This window comes from Piscibacillus sp. B03 (assembly GCF_052246295.1).
Lineage (GTDB): Bacteria > Bacillota > Bacilli > Bacillales > Alkalibacillaceae > Piscibacillus.
In genome coordinates this window covers 41,563-58,729 of record NZ_JBQQCO010000016.1, presented here as the reverse complement: position 1 = coordinate 58,729, position 17,167 = coordinate 41,563, and the positions used below count along the sequence as shown (strand labels likewise).

Sequence of the window (17,167 nt, the reverse complement as noted above, 5' to 3'; positions counted from 1 at the left end):
GGAATTGTCCGTATGAACTAGGAGGTCAATAGAATGTATACATTTTTAGTTACGCTATTATTCATTACTACAATCGGTCTTATTGTTGTTGTATTACTTCAGTCGGGTAAAAGTGCTGGACTATCTGGCGCAATCTCAGGTGGTGCTGAGCAACTATTTGGTAAACAAAAAGCACGTGGAATCGATGGCGTATTACACCGACTAACGATTATTTTTGGTGTAGCGTTCATGGTTATTACGTTCTTATTAGGTTATATTCTTTAATTTCGTGAGCCGAAAACAGTAAGTGACACACTTACTGTTTTTTTACTTACATAAAGATACTTTAATAATGGCTCGCCATTTATGGCGGGTTTTCTTATGTGAATTAATGCTGGTATATTTTTCTAAAAATAAAGTGGATATGAAAAATTTTCAATGAGTATGATTATCACAAACGTAAATAGGGAAACTAATAAGTAGAAATATGGAAGGTGATCAAGATGCAAATCAAACAACCAGAACCATTTACATTCGAAGTAAAAGATAGCAAAAGAGCTGTCCTACTTTTACATGGTTTCACAGGCCATTCGGCAGATGTCAGAATGTTAGGTCGTTATTTAGAAAAAAAAGGCTACACCTCACATGCGCCGATTTACAAAGGACACGGCGCACCACCAGAAGAGCTTGTTAAATCAAATGCTAAGGACTGGTGGCAAGATGCTGTAGATGGGTACGAACATTTGAAAAACCTTGGATACGATAATATAGCTGTTGCTGGCTTATCACTAGGGGGAGTTTTAGCATTACGCCTAGCCTATAACAAACCAGTAAAAGCTGTCATCCCGATTTGTTCGCCTGTCTTTTTTGATAATGTTGAAGAATTGACGCAAGGTTTTCGTCAATTTGCAAAAGAATATAAACAACTAGAACAAAAAGACGATGATGACATTAAACAGGAAGTAGATGAGTTAGTAGAGAACTCGGATGATACCTTCCAGTCATTAAGTAAACTAATTGAAGAAGTGCACGATGAGATTGATACCATTTATGCACCAACATTTGTCTTACAAGCAGAAGAAGATCAAATGATTAATAAAGATAGTGCACAATATATATATGACAATGTTGAAGCAGATGAAAAGGATATCAAATGGTACGAAGGTGCACCACATGTTATTACATTAAGTGATTACAAAGAACAAGTTCATGAGGATGTTTATCAATTTTTAGAAAAACTTGATTGGTCCGAATAGCAGAAATGAGGTGACGATGTGGCAGATTTGAAGCAACGTCTAAAAAACTATTTTGAAGAAGAAGCAACGAGACCAATGAGTGTCTCTGATTTACAAGAAGAGTTTGACCTGCACACAAGTGAAGAATTACAAGAACTAATGAAAGAATTAAATGAGCTTGAAAGCGAAGGAGAACTCGTTCGTAACCGTAAAAACCGTTACGGGTTGCCAGAGAGAATGAATCTTATTAGAGGAAGAATTCAGTTACACTCTAAAGGATTCGCTTTCTTAATTCCGGATGATGAAGATCAGTCTGATATCTATATTCATCAGTCGGATTTAATGACCGCAATGAATGGTGATACTGTGCTCGTTCGAGTTGAAACACCTTCAGAAACAGGAAATCGTCCTGAGGGTATTGTCGTTCGAATCGTGGAACGCAATAATGCACCAATTGTTGGAACGTACCAAGATAATGGTCGGTTCGGTTTTGTCATTGCGGATGATAAGCGTATTCCAAATGATATTTTTATCCGTGAAGGAAACTCAGGTGGCGCTGTTGATGGTCATAAGGTAATTGTTAAAATTACAGAATATCCAGAAGGTCGCAAAAGCGCTGAGGGTGAAGTCATTAATATCTTAGGTCATAAAAATGATCCAGGTATCGAAATTTTATCGATTATTCATAAACATGGCATTAAAGCTGAGTTTGATCCAGAAACGATTAAGCATGCTAATGAAGTACCGGATCAAATCTCTGAAAGCGAAATTGAAAACCGCCGTGATTTACGTCAAGAACAGATTGTTACAATTGATGGTGCTGACGCGAAAGACTTAGACGATGCGGTTCGTGTTAAGAAACTTGAGAATGGTAACTATTTATTAGGTGTTTATATTGCGGATGTTTCTTATTATGTTGAGGAAGGTTCTCCAATTGATGAAGAGGCATTTGAACGTAGTACAAGTACTTATTTGACAGACCGTGTCGTTCCGATGATTCCGCACCGTTTATCGAACGGAATTTGTTCACTGAATCCACAGGTGGACAGGCTGACTCTAAGTTGTGAGATGGAAATTGACTCAAGTGGTGATATCGTTAGTCACGAGATTTTCCAAGCGGTGATTAATACAACAGAACGAATGACGTACGTTGATGTTAATAGTATTTTGGATGGCGATGAAGAACTAAATCAACGCTACGAGCCATTAGTGCCAATGTTTAAAGACATGCATGAGCTTGCTCATGTTTTACGAAAGAAGCGTATGGCTCGTGGGGCAATTGATTTTGATTTTAAAGAAGCGGAAGTTTTAGTGGATGAACAAGGCGACCCAATTGACGTTGTCTTACGTGAACGCGGAGAAGCTGAGAGAATTATCGAGGACTTTATGCTAGCAGCTAACGAAACAATCGCAGAGCATTTCCATTGGATGGAAGTACCATTTATTCACCGAATTCACGAAGATCCAGATCCAGGTAAACTACAAACGTTCTTTGAGTTTATTGCAAACCTTGGTTACCAAATTAAAGGATCTATCGATACCATTCATCCAAAAGCCTTACAAGGTGTACTTGATGAAATTAGAGGAAGCAAGGAAGACTTGATTGTCTCAAAACTAATGCTCCGCTCTATGCAGAAAGCACGCTATGCACCTGAGAGTATCGGCCACTTTGGGTTGGCGACGAAGTTTTACACACACTTCACGTCCCCAATTCGTCGTTACCCTGACTTAATCGTTCACCGATTAATTAGAAGGTACATTATTGAAGGTGATATCGGGTTAGATACTCAAGATGAATGGAAAAATAAGCTTCCTGATATTGCTCGTCACACGTCCGAAATGGAGCGTCGTTCGATTGACGCCGAACGTGAGACGGATGACCTTAAGAAAGCTCAGTTCATGAGCAATAAAATTGGTGAAGAATTTGACGGGATCATTAGCTCGATTACCAACTTCGGTATGTTTGTCGAGTTACCGAATACGATTGAAGGACTTGTTCACGTTAGCTACTTGACTGATGATTACTACCATTTTGATGACAAACATCATGTCATGATTGGTGAGCGAACAGGAAACATCTTTAGAATTGGTGATGAAGTTCGAGTACGTGTTGTCAGTACGAATATTGAAGAGCGCGTCATCGACTTTGAAATCGTTGGAATGGAACCTAAGAAGAAAGAAAAAGAAGACAAAGTCATTAAAGCAAAGAAATTAAATAAAAAGCCAAAGAAGAGTAAGAAATAAAAGAACGCCACAGCTCGCTGCTGTGGCGTTTCCAGTGATTTATGGGGAAAAATTCTATTTTATAGGGAATTTTTCTGATTTATGGGGAAATTTTTGATTATATGGGGAAAAAATTAATTTTATGGGGAAATCATACCCAAATCCCATGCAGCACCCATGGATCTTGAATCTCAAATGCGTCATCATGCGTATCTTTTCTAGAGACATCAGTTAAATCAGTTCTAATTTTTATATCTTCACCATATTTCTCTTTGAATAGCTCGTGTACTTCAAACACCGTCTCCCACAGGCCAGGTTGCTTGAACATATCATTCCATAGATAAACAACGTGCGCATAATCATATTTTTTCTGGTCGTAATAGACGATTAGCACTCGATCTTCATTAGGATTTTTATAGAAATACCAATTCTTAATTTCGTCATCTTTAAATAAGTTAGGTGACGCTGGGAATGGATAATAAGCCTGGTAAGGAAAAATAATATTAGAATCATTTTCGATGCTAGAAACCCATTCACGTTTTTCTTCAAGAGATGTTACAGGTGTCCAGGAAGCACCGGGTGTGTTGTTAAGTCTTTCTGGATTGACTAACGTTGATGCGTGTAATGCTTTTAGTGGTGGAAGCTGAACCTTTTCCAACACTCTTAAAGCAGAAAAGTTGTGCCTCTGTGTGTTAGCTCCAATCCATTTAATCTCAGGCATTTTCTTAATCTGTTCAATCACATATTGAATGAGTTGTGTTGCATAGCCTTTACCTGTGTAACGTAGGTCACTTCTTAATCGGCCAAGCATGGCGTACTGTTCAGCAAAAATTGTATATCCAGCTATGGATACTAAATCGTTTTCTACAAAAAGGCCATACACTTGATGTTCGTCACTTGTGATGAGGCGGTCGAAAATACGTATAATATAATCATCTTTAATACCTGTTTGCATCTTTTTATATAAGTCTAAATCACTCATTGTTAACGGTCGAATTTGAATGGTGTCAATCACATTGCATCCCCCTATCTTACATTTCCTAATTACTAATAGTGCCATATTCATTTTGTACTTGTCTATTAAAAAGATTAGTTTGAATCACCGTTTGTTTTTGGTAAAATAACGTTATGCAGTGAGGAGGAAGTAAGATGGCGAAAAAAGATTCGAATGCCATTGCAACAAACCGAAAAGCTAGTCATGATTTCTTTATTGAAGAAACGTATGAAGCAGGCATGGTTCTAAAAGGAACTGAGATTAAGTCCATTCGCGCAGGTCGGGTTAATTTAAAAGATGCCTTCGCTAGGATCTCAAATGGTGAGGCCTACGTTCATAATATGCATATATCACCGTATGAACAGGGGAACCAATTTAACCATGAGCCGACACGTGCTAGAAAACTTTTACTTCATAAAAGTGAAATCAATAAATTAATTGGTAAGACGCAACAAAAAGGGTACTCACTTGTGCCTTTAAAGATTTATATTAAAAATGGAGTTGCTAAGTTACTCATAGGATTAGGTAAGGGTAAGAAAAAATACGACAAACGTGAAGATCTAAAACAAAAAGCGATGAAACGTGATGTCGAGCGCGCTTTAAAGGACAATTACTAAACAAGTATTTCCATTTTCAAATGTGTATGAGCGTGTTATAATGAGTATACAAACGAATAAAGATTCATTTTATCCGGGGACGTTCCGGATTCGACAGGGATAGGTCGAGCTTAAGTAGCGAGCCGAGGTGACGACTCGTTAAACGTCATTCAGTTAATAATAACTGGCAAACAAAACGATTTCGCTGTAGCTGCGTAAGCAGATTCTACAGGATCCTTCCTGCCATCGCCCGTGTGGCAGATTGAAGGGTCTCAAACTAAGCGGGCTACGCTAAAGGCCACCGTCTGAGGTCTTTAGAAGAGATTAATCAGACTAGCCACTCGGAAGCCTGTCGGTAGGCTGAAGAGTCGGCGAATGATAATATACCGACTACGCTCGTAGAAGCTTAAGTGTCGTTATCCTTGGACGTGGGTTCGATTCCCACCGTCTCCATATAAAAAGCACCGAAACGATTCGGTGCTTTTTTGTGCTTCATTAAATTTCCATCCCTTGGAGTTACTAAATTACACAGGCGAAATTGCTAGGTTTATTAACCCTAAATATGCTCTAATGAGTCAAATTGCAGCTGGGATCTTTATTCTGCTGTTTTTGGTTCAGTTAAGTAGGGTTTGGCAAGACACCAAGCATAATCATGATCATTGTGGCCACGATTGCGGACATGACCACGGCGAGCATGATCCATTTCCTAAAAAGGCTATTAGTTATTTAATTATCATATTTCCGTTATTAACGGGGTTCGCTTTACCGCCTGCTGTTCTTGATTCATCAATTGCCGCTAACAAGGGTAGTGTGTTATCCAAAGCAGCAAACAGTCAAGAGAATACCGTATCAGAACCTCAGGAAACGAATGATGAACCGGACTTAGAGGATGAAATAAATACACCAGATGAAGTGCCCGACGACTTTGACAACTCAGAGGAACATGGCGAAAAAGTTTACAATGATAATTATTTATCTCAAAAGGAATTTGACAAGAAAATGAACCAATTAAAAGATTCAGGTTTAATTGATATGACTGATGATATTTACTCACCGTATTATGAGGAAATCTCAGAAACAATAAAGCTGTTTGGTTTTGTTTATAAAGAGGATGGTTTTAACGAAGATCAATTAGTGGTTTCTAGATTCTTAATCACTCATTGTGTTGCAGACGCAAGTATTGTTGGCTTTCTCAGTGAATTTGATGAAGCATCTACATTTGAAGAAGATACTTGGGTAGAAATTGAAGGAACGCTTGATGTGGCAACTTATAACGATTTAGAGCTACCAATGGTAAAGGTAGATCAAATAAAAGAAGTAGGAGAGCCGGATGAGCCGTATATTTTTCCAGTTAGAATCCAAGCAGTTGAATAACAAATGAAGTAGAAGCCGAACCTTAGGTTATCCTAGAGTTCGGCTTATTTAAATCGTCGATATTATACTACCTTAATAAGTTTTTTCTTAACAATAATATATAAAACATAAACAATAATAAATATAGCCATTACTATAGCTACCAATGTTATGATTGGATACTCACCTACACGTTTCACTGCCACACCAACAAAAGCCCAAGCATAAACTAGAGGATAAATTAAGTCTTGCATTTTAATAGAGAGCCACACTGCAAAAATGGCTAATAAAACTAGTAGCAATAATGTCCACTGTATTTCATAGTTCACATAAAATGAGTTTGTCCGTTAATAGGCAAAGCAACTGATAAATAGTTAACATATAACACGATGGCTAACGCAATACCATTTAATATAACTAATTTCCTCATTCAAGTCCCCCTTCTTATACTTGTCCTAATTTAACAGTATGAAAATTTTGTGGAAAATTATATATAATTAGTTCCTTTATAGGTACGTGCATAATTACATTCGTGATGTACACCTTCACTCATAGGTTATCTCACCAATTCAATGTCCCTAGATGATAGTTGTCTATACAATTTTAGTTTAATTGACATAAAGGTAAGTAGACAGAGAAATAAAGTTCTCTGATCCGAGTGTGAGAGGGGGATTATAATGGGCTATAACTATGGTGGAAACTTTGCGTTGATTGTTGTGTTGTTTATCCTGTTAGTTATTGTTGGCGCTGCTTGGTACTAAGCCAAATTAGAACTTTGGCCCGTTTCAATTCAAAATCATCTCCATAAGTTAACATTGAAGGGGGTTAGATCGTGAGTAACTGCGGTTTTGGAGGATACAGAAGAGGTTATAACGATTTTACGTTATATCTTGTACTGTTTATTTTACTAGTCATAGTTGGAGCAACTTTCTATTGCTAAAATAAATGCCTTATCAACACTAGTTGGTAAGGCATTTATAATAAAATAGACTTAAACCTGTGCGTTCGCCTTATCAATGTTGTTAACGAAACATATATTGTTATTGAAAATCGAAAAAAGGGGGATTTACTCATGTCAGGAGGACACGGATACGGCAGTGGCTTTGCGTTAGTTGTCGTGTTATTTATCTTATTAATTATCGTAGGTGCTGCTTGGTACTAAGATGAGGAAAGAAAAGGCTGCGAGGATTCGCAGCCTTTTTTATGTACATAAATGTTATAATAATAGTATGAATTTTTAGATAAAAGGGGTGGCTAAATGAGTGCTAACTTTTATACAGAAGACGTATTGTTACAACGGATTCTTAAAAAATTATTAAACCCTAGCTTGTTCGACTATGCGAACCGAGAGTTGTCTAAGTTTGGTGAACGTGTTGCGACAGACATAGATGATCGGGCGAAGCACACGGATCGAGAAGGGCAGCCTCGGCTTATTAAGTATGACAAAATGGGAGAAGATGTCTCCCACGTATGGGTGAACGAAGGTTATAAAAAAACCGTTGAGGAAACGTACAACACTGGTATTGTTGCTTATCCGCATAAAGACATTCCAGATCTAAGTGAAAAAGGTAATTACATATACTCTTATGCCCAAGGTTATTTACTGTCACAGTCCGAGCCTGGCTTTTATTGTCCTGTTACGCTAACGATGGCGACAGCCTATTTAATCGATCATTATGCAGATGATGAACTGAAGGAGCAGTTTCTCCCACATGTCTTATCAACTGGTGATGTAGAACTGTATGAAGGGGCCACTTTTTTAACTGAACGGCAGGGAGGTTCGGATGTAGGAGCAAACGTCGTTGAAGCGGTTCAAGAAGGAGAGCAATATCGTTTGTATGGTGAGAAGTATTTTGCCAGTAATGCTGGGATGTGCGGTATTGCGATGGTGTTAGCACGTATGGCAGGGGCGCCAAGTGGTACTAAAGGGCTGAGTTTATTTTTGGTGCCATGGGAAGAGAATCGTCGGGAACAAAAGTTAAGTATTCGTCGGCTAAAAGATAAGCTAGGTGTAAAAGCTGTTCCGTCAGCTGAAGTTGAATTTCATGGCGCTAAGGCCTATTTAGTTGGAGACCCTAAGCAAGGATTTAAATATATGATGGAGGCTTTAAACTTATCTCGAGTCTGTAATGCGATTGCGTCTGTTGGAATAATGAGACGGGCATATGTTGAGGCGAGAGATTATGCAGAGGATCGAGCGGCGTTTGGCAATAAGCTGACTCAGTACCCAATGGTGAAGGAGTCACTCGCTAAACTGGTGACTAAATTAGAGGTTGAGACTTATGCCACGTTTGAAGTAGTTCGGCTATTTGATCGTGTGATAGCGAATGCGAACGCAACAGAACCGGAGAAGGCTTTGTTACGTTTGTATATTGCCATTATGAAAAAAGAAACAGCTGAGCAGGCGATTAAGTTCTCTCATGAGGCCATTGAAATGCATGGAGGAAACGGTTATATCGAAGACTTTGTCATGCCACGGCTATTACGAGATGCTCAAGTGCTTACCGTCTGGGAAGGTACCGCCAATATTTTAGGCTTGGAAGTTTTACGGTTGTTAGAAAAATATCATGTGCATGAGTTGTTTTTAGAAGACCTTGATAATCGATTGTCACAGATAAACTCTCGAGCGAAGAATTTAAAAAATGTCGTGAAGAATAAAATGAACGATTTAGAGAGAGCCGTCTATAAACTTTCGCAGGCAAGCGATGAAGTCAAACTCATGTATCCGAAAAAGCTAGCAAAAGAGATGGGCGATTTATTTGAAGCGGTCGTCGCTCTTGAGCAAATTGAAGAAGGCGAAACTTTTGATCGTGATTACGCTTTAGCTGAACTGTTCATACAGCAAACATATCATTCGGAACAATATGAAGAGGATCCACTTGCACTAAAGTATTTTGACTTATTAGTGAAACATAACAACCCTGTGTCCATTTAAGGCACAGGGTTTGTTGTTAAAAAGTTCGATAAATTTGATTTAGGGGTAGATAAAAACGCGGTTTTTACTTCGTCGACAAATTTCGCGGTAGATATTTTTGAAAATGGGGTAGATAAATCGCAAAAAAGGGTAGATAAATAAACAAAATCTACCCCCTTCTGTAGCGACCCGTAATATAAATCCCGATAAAAATAAATAACATTCCTGACACCAAATTCACGGTAATCGGTTCGTTTAAAATGAAAAAGCTCGCTATAATCGCGGTAATAGGTATAATATAAGCAACCGTCGCGGCGAATTCGGGTGTCCCGTTAATAATCATGTAATACAGCAACAAGTGGGCCAGGCCGGATCCTATCGCACCTAGCGCTAACACAATCAAAGTCGTTTCTAAATTAAAAGTCGAAAAACTTGGCAAATCGTTCATAGCACCCCCAACAAGGAGCCCAACGATTGATGCCACAAATAAGGAGACAGTAATCGTGATCACTAAGTCTTCTCTTTGGAGGTGCTTTTTTAAATACTGAGAGCCAAAAGCATAAAAAATCGTTGCTAATGTCATCGTTCCAATACCAATAAAATGGCTTCCAAACAGTTGATGAATTTGAAATTCAGTTAACACAACAATACCAAAAAAACCTATTAAAATGCCTAGCCACTGTCGTTTCAATAGATGCTTCTTAAAAAATAAAAAGCCTATTAATGCTGTAAATAAAGGCGTTAATGCATTAATGACAGAAGTTGTATTGCTATTAATGACTGTTTCGCTCCATGCCAAAAATCCCCACGGAATTCCAGCGTTAATCACTCCTAGGATGATTAAATGTTTATATGGAATAGGAGTTTCCCTAGAACGTAATTTAAATAAAAAAACAGGCAACAAAAATAATGCGCCAATGAAACATCTTAAAAAGACCATTCCCCAAACGCCAGTATTCTCGACTGTCATTTTTATAAAAATAAAAGTCAAACCCCAAATAACGCTCAAACTAATTAATGCTAAGTATACTCGCATGTTATTCACCTATATTTAATATATTGCTGCAACATCGAAGCGTGCCTGAACATGGAGTATCAAATCGGCGGTATTGAGAAAAATAACACTAATACTTAGAAAAGAAGGGATTCAATTATGTGGGAATTACTGAAAAAGGGGAATAAATCATCAGGAGTTTCGGCCTTAGGAAATGTAGGACTGGCTACGATTAAATGGATTGCAGCTGTTATTAGTGGGAGTGGGGCGATGCTAGCGACTGCGATTCATTCTACGGCTGACGCCTTGAATCAAGGGATGGTGTATTTTGGAAGCGCCCTAGCTGAAAAAGAGCCAACAAAACGGTTTCCGACTGGCTTTAACCGGGTGGTGAACTTATTTGTTCTACTAGCCGTTATTGTTGTTTCTATTATGGCTTATGAAACAATCCATAAAGGGTGGGAGATAATTCAACATCCTCAAGAATCTAAAAACTTTTGGCTGAATGTGGGCATATTAATTACGTCGATTGCAATAGATGGAGCCGTTCTGTTCAAAGTTATGAAAGAGGTTGTGGCGGAGTCAGAAGTTGATACATCTAAAGATGGGTTTATGAAAAGTGTATTCAAGAATATTAAGTACTCCGCTCCACCAACCCGACTAGTATTTTATGAAGATATCGTAGCAACATTTGGTGCTTTAGTGGCTTTAATAGCGGTGGTCATCGCACATTATACAGGTAACTATTTAGTCGATGGGATTGGTACAATTCTAATTGGTGTCCTACTTATAGGCATCGCCATAAAGATTGGATACGAAAATACGATTGGCTTAGTGGGTGTAGCGGCTCCTAAGAGAGTTAAGAATCGAGTGGCTGAGATTATTTTAAAACATTCAAAAGTAGTAGATATTCATAAATTACGTGTATTACAAGAAGGAAGACAATATCATGTTGAAAGCTATATTGAATTAGAAAAAGGATTGTCGTTAGCAGATGCCGATGATATCAAGTTTGAAGTTGTTGAGATGTTACTTGAAGATAAGGACATAGATGACGCTACGTTAGGTGTGATCGAATCGAATGATCAACAGGATTTCAAGTTAGAAAAAGAAGATGAGGGAGAGTAGCCCTCATCTTTTTAGCTATTACCTGGTGCTTTGATAAAAACAAAGACGCAGATTAATATTCCGAATGCTAAAATCCCAGCTATAATTGAAGTTATTTGTAGACCATCTGACATGGAAATCGAAATTAATGGTGGTCCTAATGCCACACCGATAAAACGTGCTGAACTGTAAATTGATGTAATGGTACCACGTTCTCCCTTGTCGATATTTTCTGTGATCATTGCATCAAGAGTGGGGAGTAAGGCACCAATGGCAAGCCCAACCGCACTTGTAATCAGGAGTAACACTCTAACGTTTTGTTCAAAAAATCCGACGAACGGAACTAAAGCCCCCATCACAATTAATCCTACAATTAAAATCATTCTCATCGTATTTAAATTACCCTTAATTGAATTACCAGCCATGAGTGAGGCGATACATAACACTAAAAGCGGTATGGCTAAAATAATCCCTTTTTTAACTCCTTCTATGTCATGTTGTTTTTCTAATATATCCGATAGATAAAAAAGAATCGCAAATAAAACAAGCATGGTGTAAATTCCAATACCAAATACGACATATAACCAGTTGCCTTCCCGTCTAAATGTTTCTTTCGTATTTTGAAAAAAAGTCTTAAAGTCAACTTGCGGATCTTTGTCTTTTGGCACCTTAATAAACATAAAAACAAACACTAATGAAATAAGACTGAATACAGAAATAGCGAAAAATGGAACATGCCAGATCCAAGCTGCTAAGGCTGCCCCGACGATAGGACTTAAAACTTTCCCGAACGTATTAGACGTCTCAATAATGCCTAAACAGGAGCTCGCCTTTTCATCATCATCTTTATATAAATCTCCAACGAGAGGTAAAACAATGGGAGCTGCCCCAGCTGCGCCAAAGCCTTGTAAAACACGTCCGAGCATAATCCAAAGAAATGGGTTATCAGACCAAATGGAGGCTAGACCTGCAACAAGTCCACCAATCAAAGTCAGGATTAGACTAGGGACAATTACTTTCTTACGGCCAATCCTGTCTGATAAGTACCCAGCAATTGGGATTAAAAGAATAGCAGCAATCGAATAAACCGTAATAATTAAACTCGATTGAAATGAACTAATATTCAATTCTTTTTCAAAAATAGGTAATACCGGAATAAGCATCGAATTTCCTAAAGTCATGACTAAAGGGATCGATGCCATGGATACAATACACCAAACACTGACTTGTTTATTCATGTTGTTTTCCCTCATTAAATTTTACATTTACTATTTAATCTGCTCATTTCAAGATTTTATATAAAAGGGATAAAAAGGAATTATTACTGGCAAACTACAAGAAAAAATGGAGTTGAGTTTGATGAAAGCCGTTACTTATCGAATGCCATACAAGGTGGCTGTTACTGAAGAAGATGATCCAAAATTAGAAAAGAAGGACGACATCATTGTCAAAATTACATCAACGGCCATATGTGGATCTGACTTACACTTATATCAAGGCAACATGCCACTTCCAAAAGGATATATGATTGGGCACGAGCCAATGGGCATTGTTGAAGAGGTAGGGCCTGAAGTAACAAAGGTGAAAAAGGGTGACCGGGTAATTATTCCGTTTAACGTTGCTTGTGGGAGATGTTCTTATTGTGATCAAGGTATTACAAGCCAGTGTGATCATTCGAATCCTCATTATGATTCAGGAGGATATTTTGGTTATACCGAAAAATTTGGTAACCATCCTGGAGGTCAAGCAGAGTATTTAAGAGTGCCGTTTGGGAATTATACACCATTTGTCGTACCTGAAGATAATGAAATGGAAGACGAAAGATTATTATTCCTTTCAGATGTGTTGCCAACTGCGTATTGGAGTGTTGAACACGCAGGGGTCAAAGAAGGAGATACGGTGATTGTATTAGGGTGTGGACCAGTAGGATTGATGGCGCAAAAATTTGCTTGGCTTAAAGGGGCAGAACGAGTCATCGCCATTGATTATTTGGACTACCGGATGGACCATGCCAAACGTACTAATCATGTTGAGGTTTTTGAGTTTACGAAGTACCCAGACATGGGTGAGCACCTAAAAGAGATCACTAGAGGCGGTGCAGATGTCGTGATTGACTGTGTAGGAATGGATGGAAAGAAGTCGCCTCTTGAATTTTTAGAACAAAAGTTGAAGCTTCAAGGTGGAACACTGGGCCCGATTCAGATATCTACTAAAGCGGTTAAAAAAGCTGGTACGGTACAGCTAACAGGTGTTTACGGCAGTAATTATAATGTTTTCCCATTAGGTGCGTTTTTCTCAAGAAACGTCACGTTGAAGATGGGCCAAGCTCCAGTTATTCCGATAATGCCAAAATTATATGACATGATTATCGATGAAAAAATTGATCCAACAGAGATTATCACTCACACGTTGCCGTTAGAAGAAGCGGCACATGGGTATAAAATTTTTAATGGACGTGAAGACGATTGTATTAAGGTTGTATTAAAGCCTTAGTTAAAATTCGTCAAACCCTCCACATAGATGCTATAATGATAAAGGTTAACTTTATTTTGTGGAGGACTTTTATTATGCTACAAGCAACAAACGTCAGTTTACGCTTTCCAAGTCGTAAACTATTTGAAAATGTATCAATAAAATTTACAAACGGAAATTGTTACGGTTTAATCGGTGCAAACGGTGCTGGTAAATCAACGTTTTTAAAAATATTATCTGGTGAAATTGAACCTCAAGAAGGTCATGTTTCAGTCGGGAAAGATGAGCGTATTGCTGTTTTAAAACAGGATCACTATGCTTATGAAGATGAAACGGTGCTTGATGTTGTCGTTATGGGACACACACGCCTACATGAAATCATGAAAGAAAAAGATGAGATCTATTCAAAAGGCGAGTTTACTGAAGAAGATGGTATGCGCGCAGCCGAGCTTGAAGGTGAATTTGCTGAATTAAACGGTTGGGAAGCTGAAGGCGATGCTGCAACATTATTACGTGGTTTAGGCGTAACTGATGAAGTGCACGATAAGAAAATGTCAGAGCTATCTGAATCAGATCGTGTAAAAGTCTTACTTGCTCAAGCTTTATTCGGTAATCCAGATATCTTACTTTTAGACGAGCCGACAAACGGACTTGATATTCAAGCGATTCGTTGGTTAGAAGAGTTTTTAATTAACTTTGAAAATACGGTTATTGTTGTCTCGCACGACCGTAATTTCTTAAACAACGTCTGTACTCATATTGCAGACTTAGACTTTGAAAAAATTACGCTATATGTCGGGAACTATGATTTCTGGTACGAATCAAGCCAGTTAGCACTTAAGATGCAACAGGAACAAAACAAGAAAAAAGAAGAAAAAGTAAAAGAACTAAAAGAATTTATTGCGCGTTTCAGTGCAAATGCCTCGAAATCGCGCCAGGCAACATCGCGTAAGAAGCTTTTAGACAAAATTGAAATTGACGATATTAAACCATCATCAAGAAAATATCCTTATATCGCGTTCACGCCTGAACGTGAGATTGGAAATGACCTACTAGAGGTTAAAAACTTAAGCAAAACAATCGACGGCAAAAAAGTGTTAAATAATGTGACGTTCAGACTTGAAAAAGATGATAAAGTCGCGTTATTAGGTGACGATTTAGCCGTGACCACGCTCATGAAGATCATCATGGGTGAAATGGAGCCGGATGAAGGTGAATACAAATGGGGTGTCACGACATCTCAATCGTACTTCCCTAAAGACAACTCAGAATTCTTCGAAGGCTCTGACAAGAACTTAATCAATTGGTTACGTCAATACGCGCCAGAAGATGAGACAGAAACATTTATGCGTAGCTTCTTAGGTCGTATGCTATTCTCTGGTGATGACGTATTTAAGAAAGCCAGCGTCTTATCCGGTGGAGAAAAAGTACGTTGTATGCTGTCACGTATGATGTTAAGCAATGCCAACGTCCTAATTTTAGATGATCCGACAAACCACTTAGACCTAGAGTCCATTCAATCGTTAAACAACGGTCTGATTAAGTTTAAAGGGTCGGTCATCTTTAGTTCACACGACCACCAATTCATTCAAACCATCGCGAACCGCATTATCGAAATTAAGGATGAAGGCATCATCGACAAGTCTATGACGTACGAAGAATACCTAGATGATGTTAAGAAAATTAATACACAACCAAGTGTGTAATATTAAAGAAGCTATTCAGGTCATTAATCTGAATAGCTTTTCTTACATAACGAGTAAAATATCCTATTCTGTTTGCATCGTTTTTCAGTTATGATAAGTATAGGACGGTGTTACGATTGAAAAAACATTTAAAAAATATGGATTATCCATTATTAGTGATTATATTAATACTTTCATTGTTTGGACTAGTTATGGTATATAGTGCTAGCTTTGTTGAAGCTGGTTTAGATCCAAGCATAAACGACTCAGGTTATTATTTCCGTAGACAAAGAACGTGGCTCATACTGGGGCTCGTTATCTTTTTCTTTGCGAGTATGTTTTCCTATCGTTCATTAAGAAAATTAACTAAGATCGCATTTTTTGTAACCGTGATTTTATTATTTCTAGTTATAGCCGGTATGGGACATACGGTTAACGGTGCGACACGTTGGTTAGATTTCAAGGTGTTCTTATTTCAACCATCTGAATTAGCAAAAATTACAATGGTTCTGTATTTTGCGCATATATTAACGAGAAAGCAAGATCGACTAGACAATTTCTTTCAAGGTCTATTGCCACCGATTTTGCTTTTGGGATTAGTGTTTGGATTGATTATCCTGCAGCCTGACTTAGGTACAGCAACATCCATTCTTATGGCATGCGGAATCGTCTTATTGTTTTCGGGAGCAAGGTTCACACATATTTTTGCACTTGGCGGAGCCGCTTTAGGCCTAGTCATCTTATTGATTTTTGGAGCTGGCTATCGGCGTGACCGATTTACATCATTCTTAAATCCATTCGAAGATCCAGCGGGTGAGGGTTACCAACTCGTCCAATCACTCATTGCGATCGCTTCAGGAAAGGTCAATGGTGTAGGGTTAGGAAGTGGCGTTCAAAAGGCAGGCTTCTTACCTGAAGCCCACACTGATTTCATTTTATCTGTCATTGCAGAAGAGCTTGGATTATTTGGTGTTCTCTTTGTCATCATTACCTTTATGGTGTTTATGTACAAAGGCGTTTTGATTGCCAAACGTGCTCCAGATCATTTTGGCAGATTATTAGCATTAGGAATCACATTCCAGATTATAAGTCAGGTTATTATTAATCTAGGCGCTGTATCTGGAAGTATGCCGATTACAGGTATTACGTTACCATTAATCAGTTATGGTGGTTCGTCGTTATTAATTACATTCGCGACACTCGGGGTTCTCATGAACATTGCGATTAAAGGTAACATGAAACGCGGTTATGTAGAAGAGAGTGAAGAAGACACACCAACTCAACGCCCGTTGCGTTCGGTAAAATAAAAATTAGCTGATCCAATTCGTTTTGGGTCAGCTTTTTTTGTAACATAAGTAAAATGTCGTTATAATCGGGTGAAATGATTATGAAAAGGGAAGATATGTCGTTGAAAACAAGAGAAGTGCACGCGAAATCAGACAAAGTAGCGTTGAAATTGAGTAGAGTGCACGTGAGGATAGTAGTGGCTTGATCTAATATTTTTACTTGATTGGCGAAACAAACCTTCATTTTAGCGAAAGTTTGCCATACTTTGGCGAAACCTTGCGTCATTCTGGCGAAACCAGCATGAACTTTGGCGAAACCTTGCGTCGTT

Annotated in this window: 17 protein-coding genes and 1 other RNA gene; 14 read left to right on the top strand and 4 right to left on the bottom strand. The window is 38.3% G+C overall.

Annotation, left to right across the window (positions count from 1 at the left end; translation table 11 throughout):
- The first annotated feature begins 33 nt into the window (after window positions 1-33).
- The 3 genes from secG to rnr all read left to right on the top strand — a co-directional run bounded on the left by secG (window position 34) and on the right by rnr (window position 3,458).
- Window positions 34-264 carry a preprotein translocase subunit SecG gene (secG, locus tag ACTWQB_RS11725; RefSeq protein WP_443139371.1) on the top strand — a complete coding sequence of 77 codons (231 nt, stop codon included), beginning with the start codon at window positions 34-36 and terminating at the stop codon, window positions 262-264.
- A gap of 218 nt (window positions 265-482) precedes the next feature.
- A complete protein-coding gene (locus ACTWQB_RS11720) occupies window positions 483-1,235 on the top strand; it encodes an alpha/beta hydrolase (RefSeq protein WP_443139370.1) in 753 nt (250 codons plus the stop codon).
- 18 nt (window positions 1,236-1,253) lie between these two features.
- On the top strand, window positions 1,254-3,458 hold the full coding sequence (rnr, locus tag ACTWQB_RS11715; protein WP_443139369.1) for a ribonuclease R: 2,205 nt from the start codon (window positions 1,254-1,256) through the stop codon (window positions 3,456-3,458).
- A 130-nt stretch (window positions 3,459-3,588) separates the two neighbouring features.
- On the opposite strand, the gene ACTWQB_RS11710 is transcribed toward rnr, so the two are convergent.
- A complete protein-coding gene (locus ACTWQB_RS11710) occupies window positions 3,589-4,452 on the bottom strand; it encodes a GNAT family N-acetyltransferase (RefSeq protein ID WP_443139368.1) in 864 nt (287 codons plus the stop codon).
- 134 nt (window positions 4,453-4,586) lie between these two features.
- Here ACTWQB_RS11710 and smpB point away from each other — a divergent pair, with 134 nt between their 5' ends.
- The 3 genes from smpB to ACTWQB_RS11695 all read left to right on the top strand — a co-directional run bounded on the left by smpB (window position 4,587) and on the right by ACTWQB_RS11695 (window position 6,401).
- A complete protein-coding gene (gene smpB / locus ACTWQB_RS11705; RefSeq protein WP_443139367.1) occupies window positions 4,587-5,048 on the top strand; it encodes an SsrA-binding protein SmpB in 462 nt (153 codons plus the stop codon).
- A gap of 75 nt (window positions 5,049-5,123) precedes the next feature.
- Window positions 5,124-5,483: a transfer-messenger RNA gene (gene ssrA / locus ACTWQB_RS11700) on the top strand.
- A 21-nt stretch (window positions 5,484-5,504) separates the two neighbouring features.
- Complete coding sequence (locus tag ACTWQB_RS11695) at window positions 5,505-6,401, top strand: TIGR03943 family putative permease subunit (protein WP_443139366.1); 897 nt, start codon at window positions 5,505-5,507, stop codon at window positions 6,399-6,401.
- A gap of 62 nt (window positions 6,402-6,463) precedes the next feature.
- Here the strand turns inward: ACTWQB_RS11695 and ACTWQB_RS11690 are convergent, their stop codons facing one another.
- Window positions 6,464-6,709, bottom strand: coding sequence for a hypothetical protein (locus tag ACTWQB_RS11690; RefSeq protein ID WP_443139365.1), 246 nt, complete (start codon window positions 6,707-6,709; stop codon window positions 6,464-6,466).
- Window positions 6,710-7,057: 348 nt separating this feature from the next.
- Between ACTWQB_RS11690 and ACTWQB_RS11685 the strand changes: the two genes are divergently transcribed.
- The 4 genes from ACTWQB_RS11685 to ACTWQB_RS11670 all read left to right on the top strand — a co-directional run bounded on the left by ACTWQB_RS11685 (window position 7,058) and on the right by ACTWQB_RS11670 (window position 9,315).
- Entirely contained in the window at window positions 7,058-7,141 is an 84-nt protein-coding gene (locus ACTWQB_RS11685; RefSeq protein ID WP_443139394.1) for a YjcZ family sporulation protein, read from the top strand.
- Between the two features lie 71 nt (window positions 7,142-7,212).
- Entirely contained in the window at window positions 7,213-7,320 is a 108-nt protein-coding gene (locus ACTWQB_RS11680; RefSeq protein ID WP_443139364.1) for a YjcZ family sporulation protein, read from the top strand.
- A gap of 132 nt (window positions 7,321-7,452) precedes the next feature.
- Complete coding sequence (locus ACTWQB_RS11675; protein ID WP_124223574.1) at window positions 7,453-7,542, top strand: YjcZ family sporulation protein; 90 nt, start codon at window positions 7,453-7,455, stop codon at window positions 7,540-7,542.
- A gap of 96 nt (window positions 7,543-7,638) precedes the next feature.
- Window positions 7,639-9,315: an acyl-CoA dehydrogenase family protein gene (locus ACTWQB_RS11670; protein ID WP_443139363.1), complete on the top strand. Its 1,677-nt coding sequence runs from the start codon at window positions 7,639-7,641 to the stop codon at window positions 9,313-9,315.
- 148 nt (window positions 9,316-9,463) lie between these two features.
- On the opposite strand, the gene ACTWQB_RS11665 is transcribed toward ACTWQB_RS11670, so the two are convergent.
- Window positions 9,464-10,330 carry a DMT family transporter gene (locus tag ACTWQB_RS11665; RefSeq protein WP_443139362.1) on the bottom strand — a complete coding sequence of 289 codons (867 nt, stop codon included), beginning with the start codon at window positions 10,328-10,330 and terminating at the stop codon, window positions 9,464-9,466.
- A 117-nt stretch (window positions 10,331-10,447) separates the two neighbouring features.
- On the opposite strand from ACTWQB_RS11665, the gene ACTWQB_RS11660 reads away from it, so the two are divergent.
- Window positions 10,448-11,416 (top strand): cation diffusion facilitator family transporter, encoded by a 969-nt coding sequence (locus ACTWQB_RS11660; RefSeq protein ID WP_443139361.1) that lies wholly within the window; start codon window positions 10,448-10,450, stop codon window positions 11,414-11,416.
- An 11-nt stretch (window positions 11,417-11,427) separates the two neighbouring features.
- Here ACTWQB_RS11660 and ACTWQB_RS11655 read toward each other — a convergent pair whose 3' ends face one another.
- Window positions 11,428-12,633 (bottom strand): MFS transporter, encoded by a 1,206-nt coding sequence (locus ACTWQB_RS11655; RefSeq protein ID WP_443139360.1) that lies wholly within the window; start codon window positions 12,631-12,633, stop codon window positions 11,428-11,430.
- A 121-nt stretch (window positions 12,634-12,754) separates the two neighbouring features.
- On the opposite strand from ACTWQB_RS11655, the gene ACTWQB_RS11650 reads away from it, so the two are divergent.
- The 3 genes from ACTWQB_RS11650 (at window position 12,755) to ftsW (ending at window position 16,859) form a co-directional block, all read left to right on the top strand.
- Window positions 12,755-13,888 carry a zinc-dependent alcohol dehydrogenase gene (locus ACTWQB_RS11650; protein ID WP_443139359.1) on the top strand — a complete coding sequence of 378 codons (1,134 nt, stop codon included), beginning with the start codon at window positions 12,755-12,757 and terminating at the stop codon, window positions 13,886-13,888.
- A 74-nt stretch (window positions 13,889-13,962) separates the two neighbouring features.
- Window positions 13,963-15,573, top strand: a complete 1,611-nt coding sequence (locus tag ACTWQB_RS11645) for an ABC-F family ATP-binding cassette domain-containing protein (protein ID WP_443139358.1) — start codon at window positions 13,963-13,965, stop codon at window positions 15,571-15,573.
- A 116-nt stretch (window positions 15,574-15,689) separates the two neighbouring features.
- Window positions 15,690-16,859, top strand: a complete 1,170-nt coding sequence (ftsW, locus tag ACTWQB_RS11640) for a putative lipid II flippase FtsW (protein ID WP_443139357.1) — start codon at window positions 15,690-15,692, stop codon at window positions 16,857-16,859.
- Window positions 16,860-17,167 lie beyond the last annotated feature (308 nt).

What these genes read in the sequence shown, in the direction of transcription:
- ACTWQB_RS11650 (WP_443139359.1), top strand. Translation starts at nt 12,755, where the DNA reads ATGAAAGCCGTTACTTATCGAATGCCATACAAGGTGGCTGTTACTGAA.
- ACTWQB_RS11645 (WP_443139358.1), top strand. Translation starts at nt 13,963, where the DNA reads ATGCTACAAGCAACAAACGTCAGTTTACGCTTTCCAAGTCGTAAACTA.
- ACTWQB_RS11720 (WP_443139370.1), top strand. Translation starts at nt 483, where the DNA reads ATGCAAATCAAACAACCAGAACCATTTACATTCGAAGTAAAAGATAGC.
- ACTWQB_RS11675 (WP_124223574.1), top strand. Translation starts at nt 7,453, where the DNA reads ATGTCAGGAGGACACGGATACGGCAGTGGCTTTGCGTTAGTTGTCGTG.
- secG (WP_443139371.1), top strand. Translation starts at nt 34, where the DNA reads ATGTATACATTTTTAGTTACGCTATTATTCATTACTACAATCGGTCTT.
- ACTWQB_RS11655 (WP_443139360.1), bottom strand. Translation starts at nt 12,633, where the DNA reads ATGAATAAACAAGTCAGTGTTTGGTGTATTGTATCCATGGCATCGATC.
- ACTWQB_RS11670 (WP_443139363.1), top strand. Translation starts at nt 7,639, where the DNA reads ATGAGTGCTAACTTTTATACAGAAGACGTATTGTTACAACGGATTCTT.
- ACTWQB_RS11660 (WP_443139361.1), top strand. Translation starts at nt 10,448, where the DNA reads ATGTGGGAATTACTGAAAAAGGGGAATAAATCATCAGGAGTTTCGGCC.
- ACTWQB_RS11665 (WP_443139362.1), bottom strand. Translation starts at nt 10,330, where the DNA reads ATGCGAGTATACTTAGCATTAATTAGTTTGAGCGTTATTTGGGGTTTG.
- ACTWQB_RS11685 (WP_443139394.1), top strand. Translation starts at nt 7,058, where the DNA reads ATGGGCTATAACTATGGTGGAAACTTTGCGTTGATTGTTGTGTTGTTT.
- smpB (WP_443139367.1), top strand. Translation starts at nt 4,587, where the DNA reads ATGGCGAAAAAAGATTCGAATGCCATTGCAACAAACCGAAAAGCTAGT.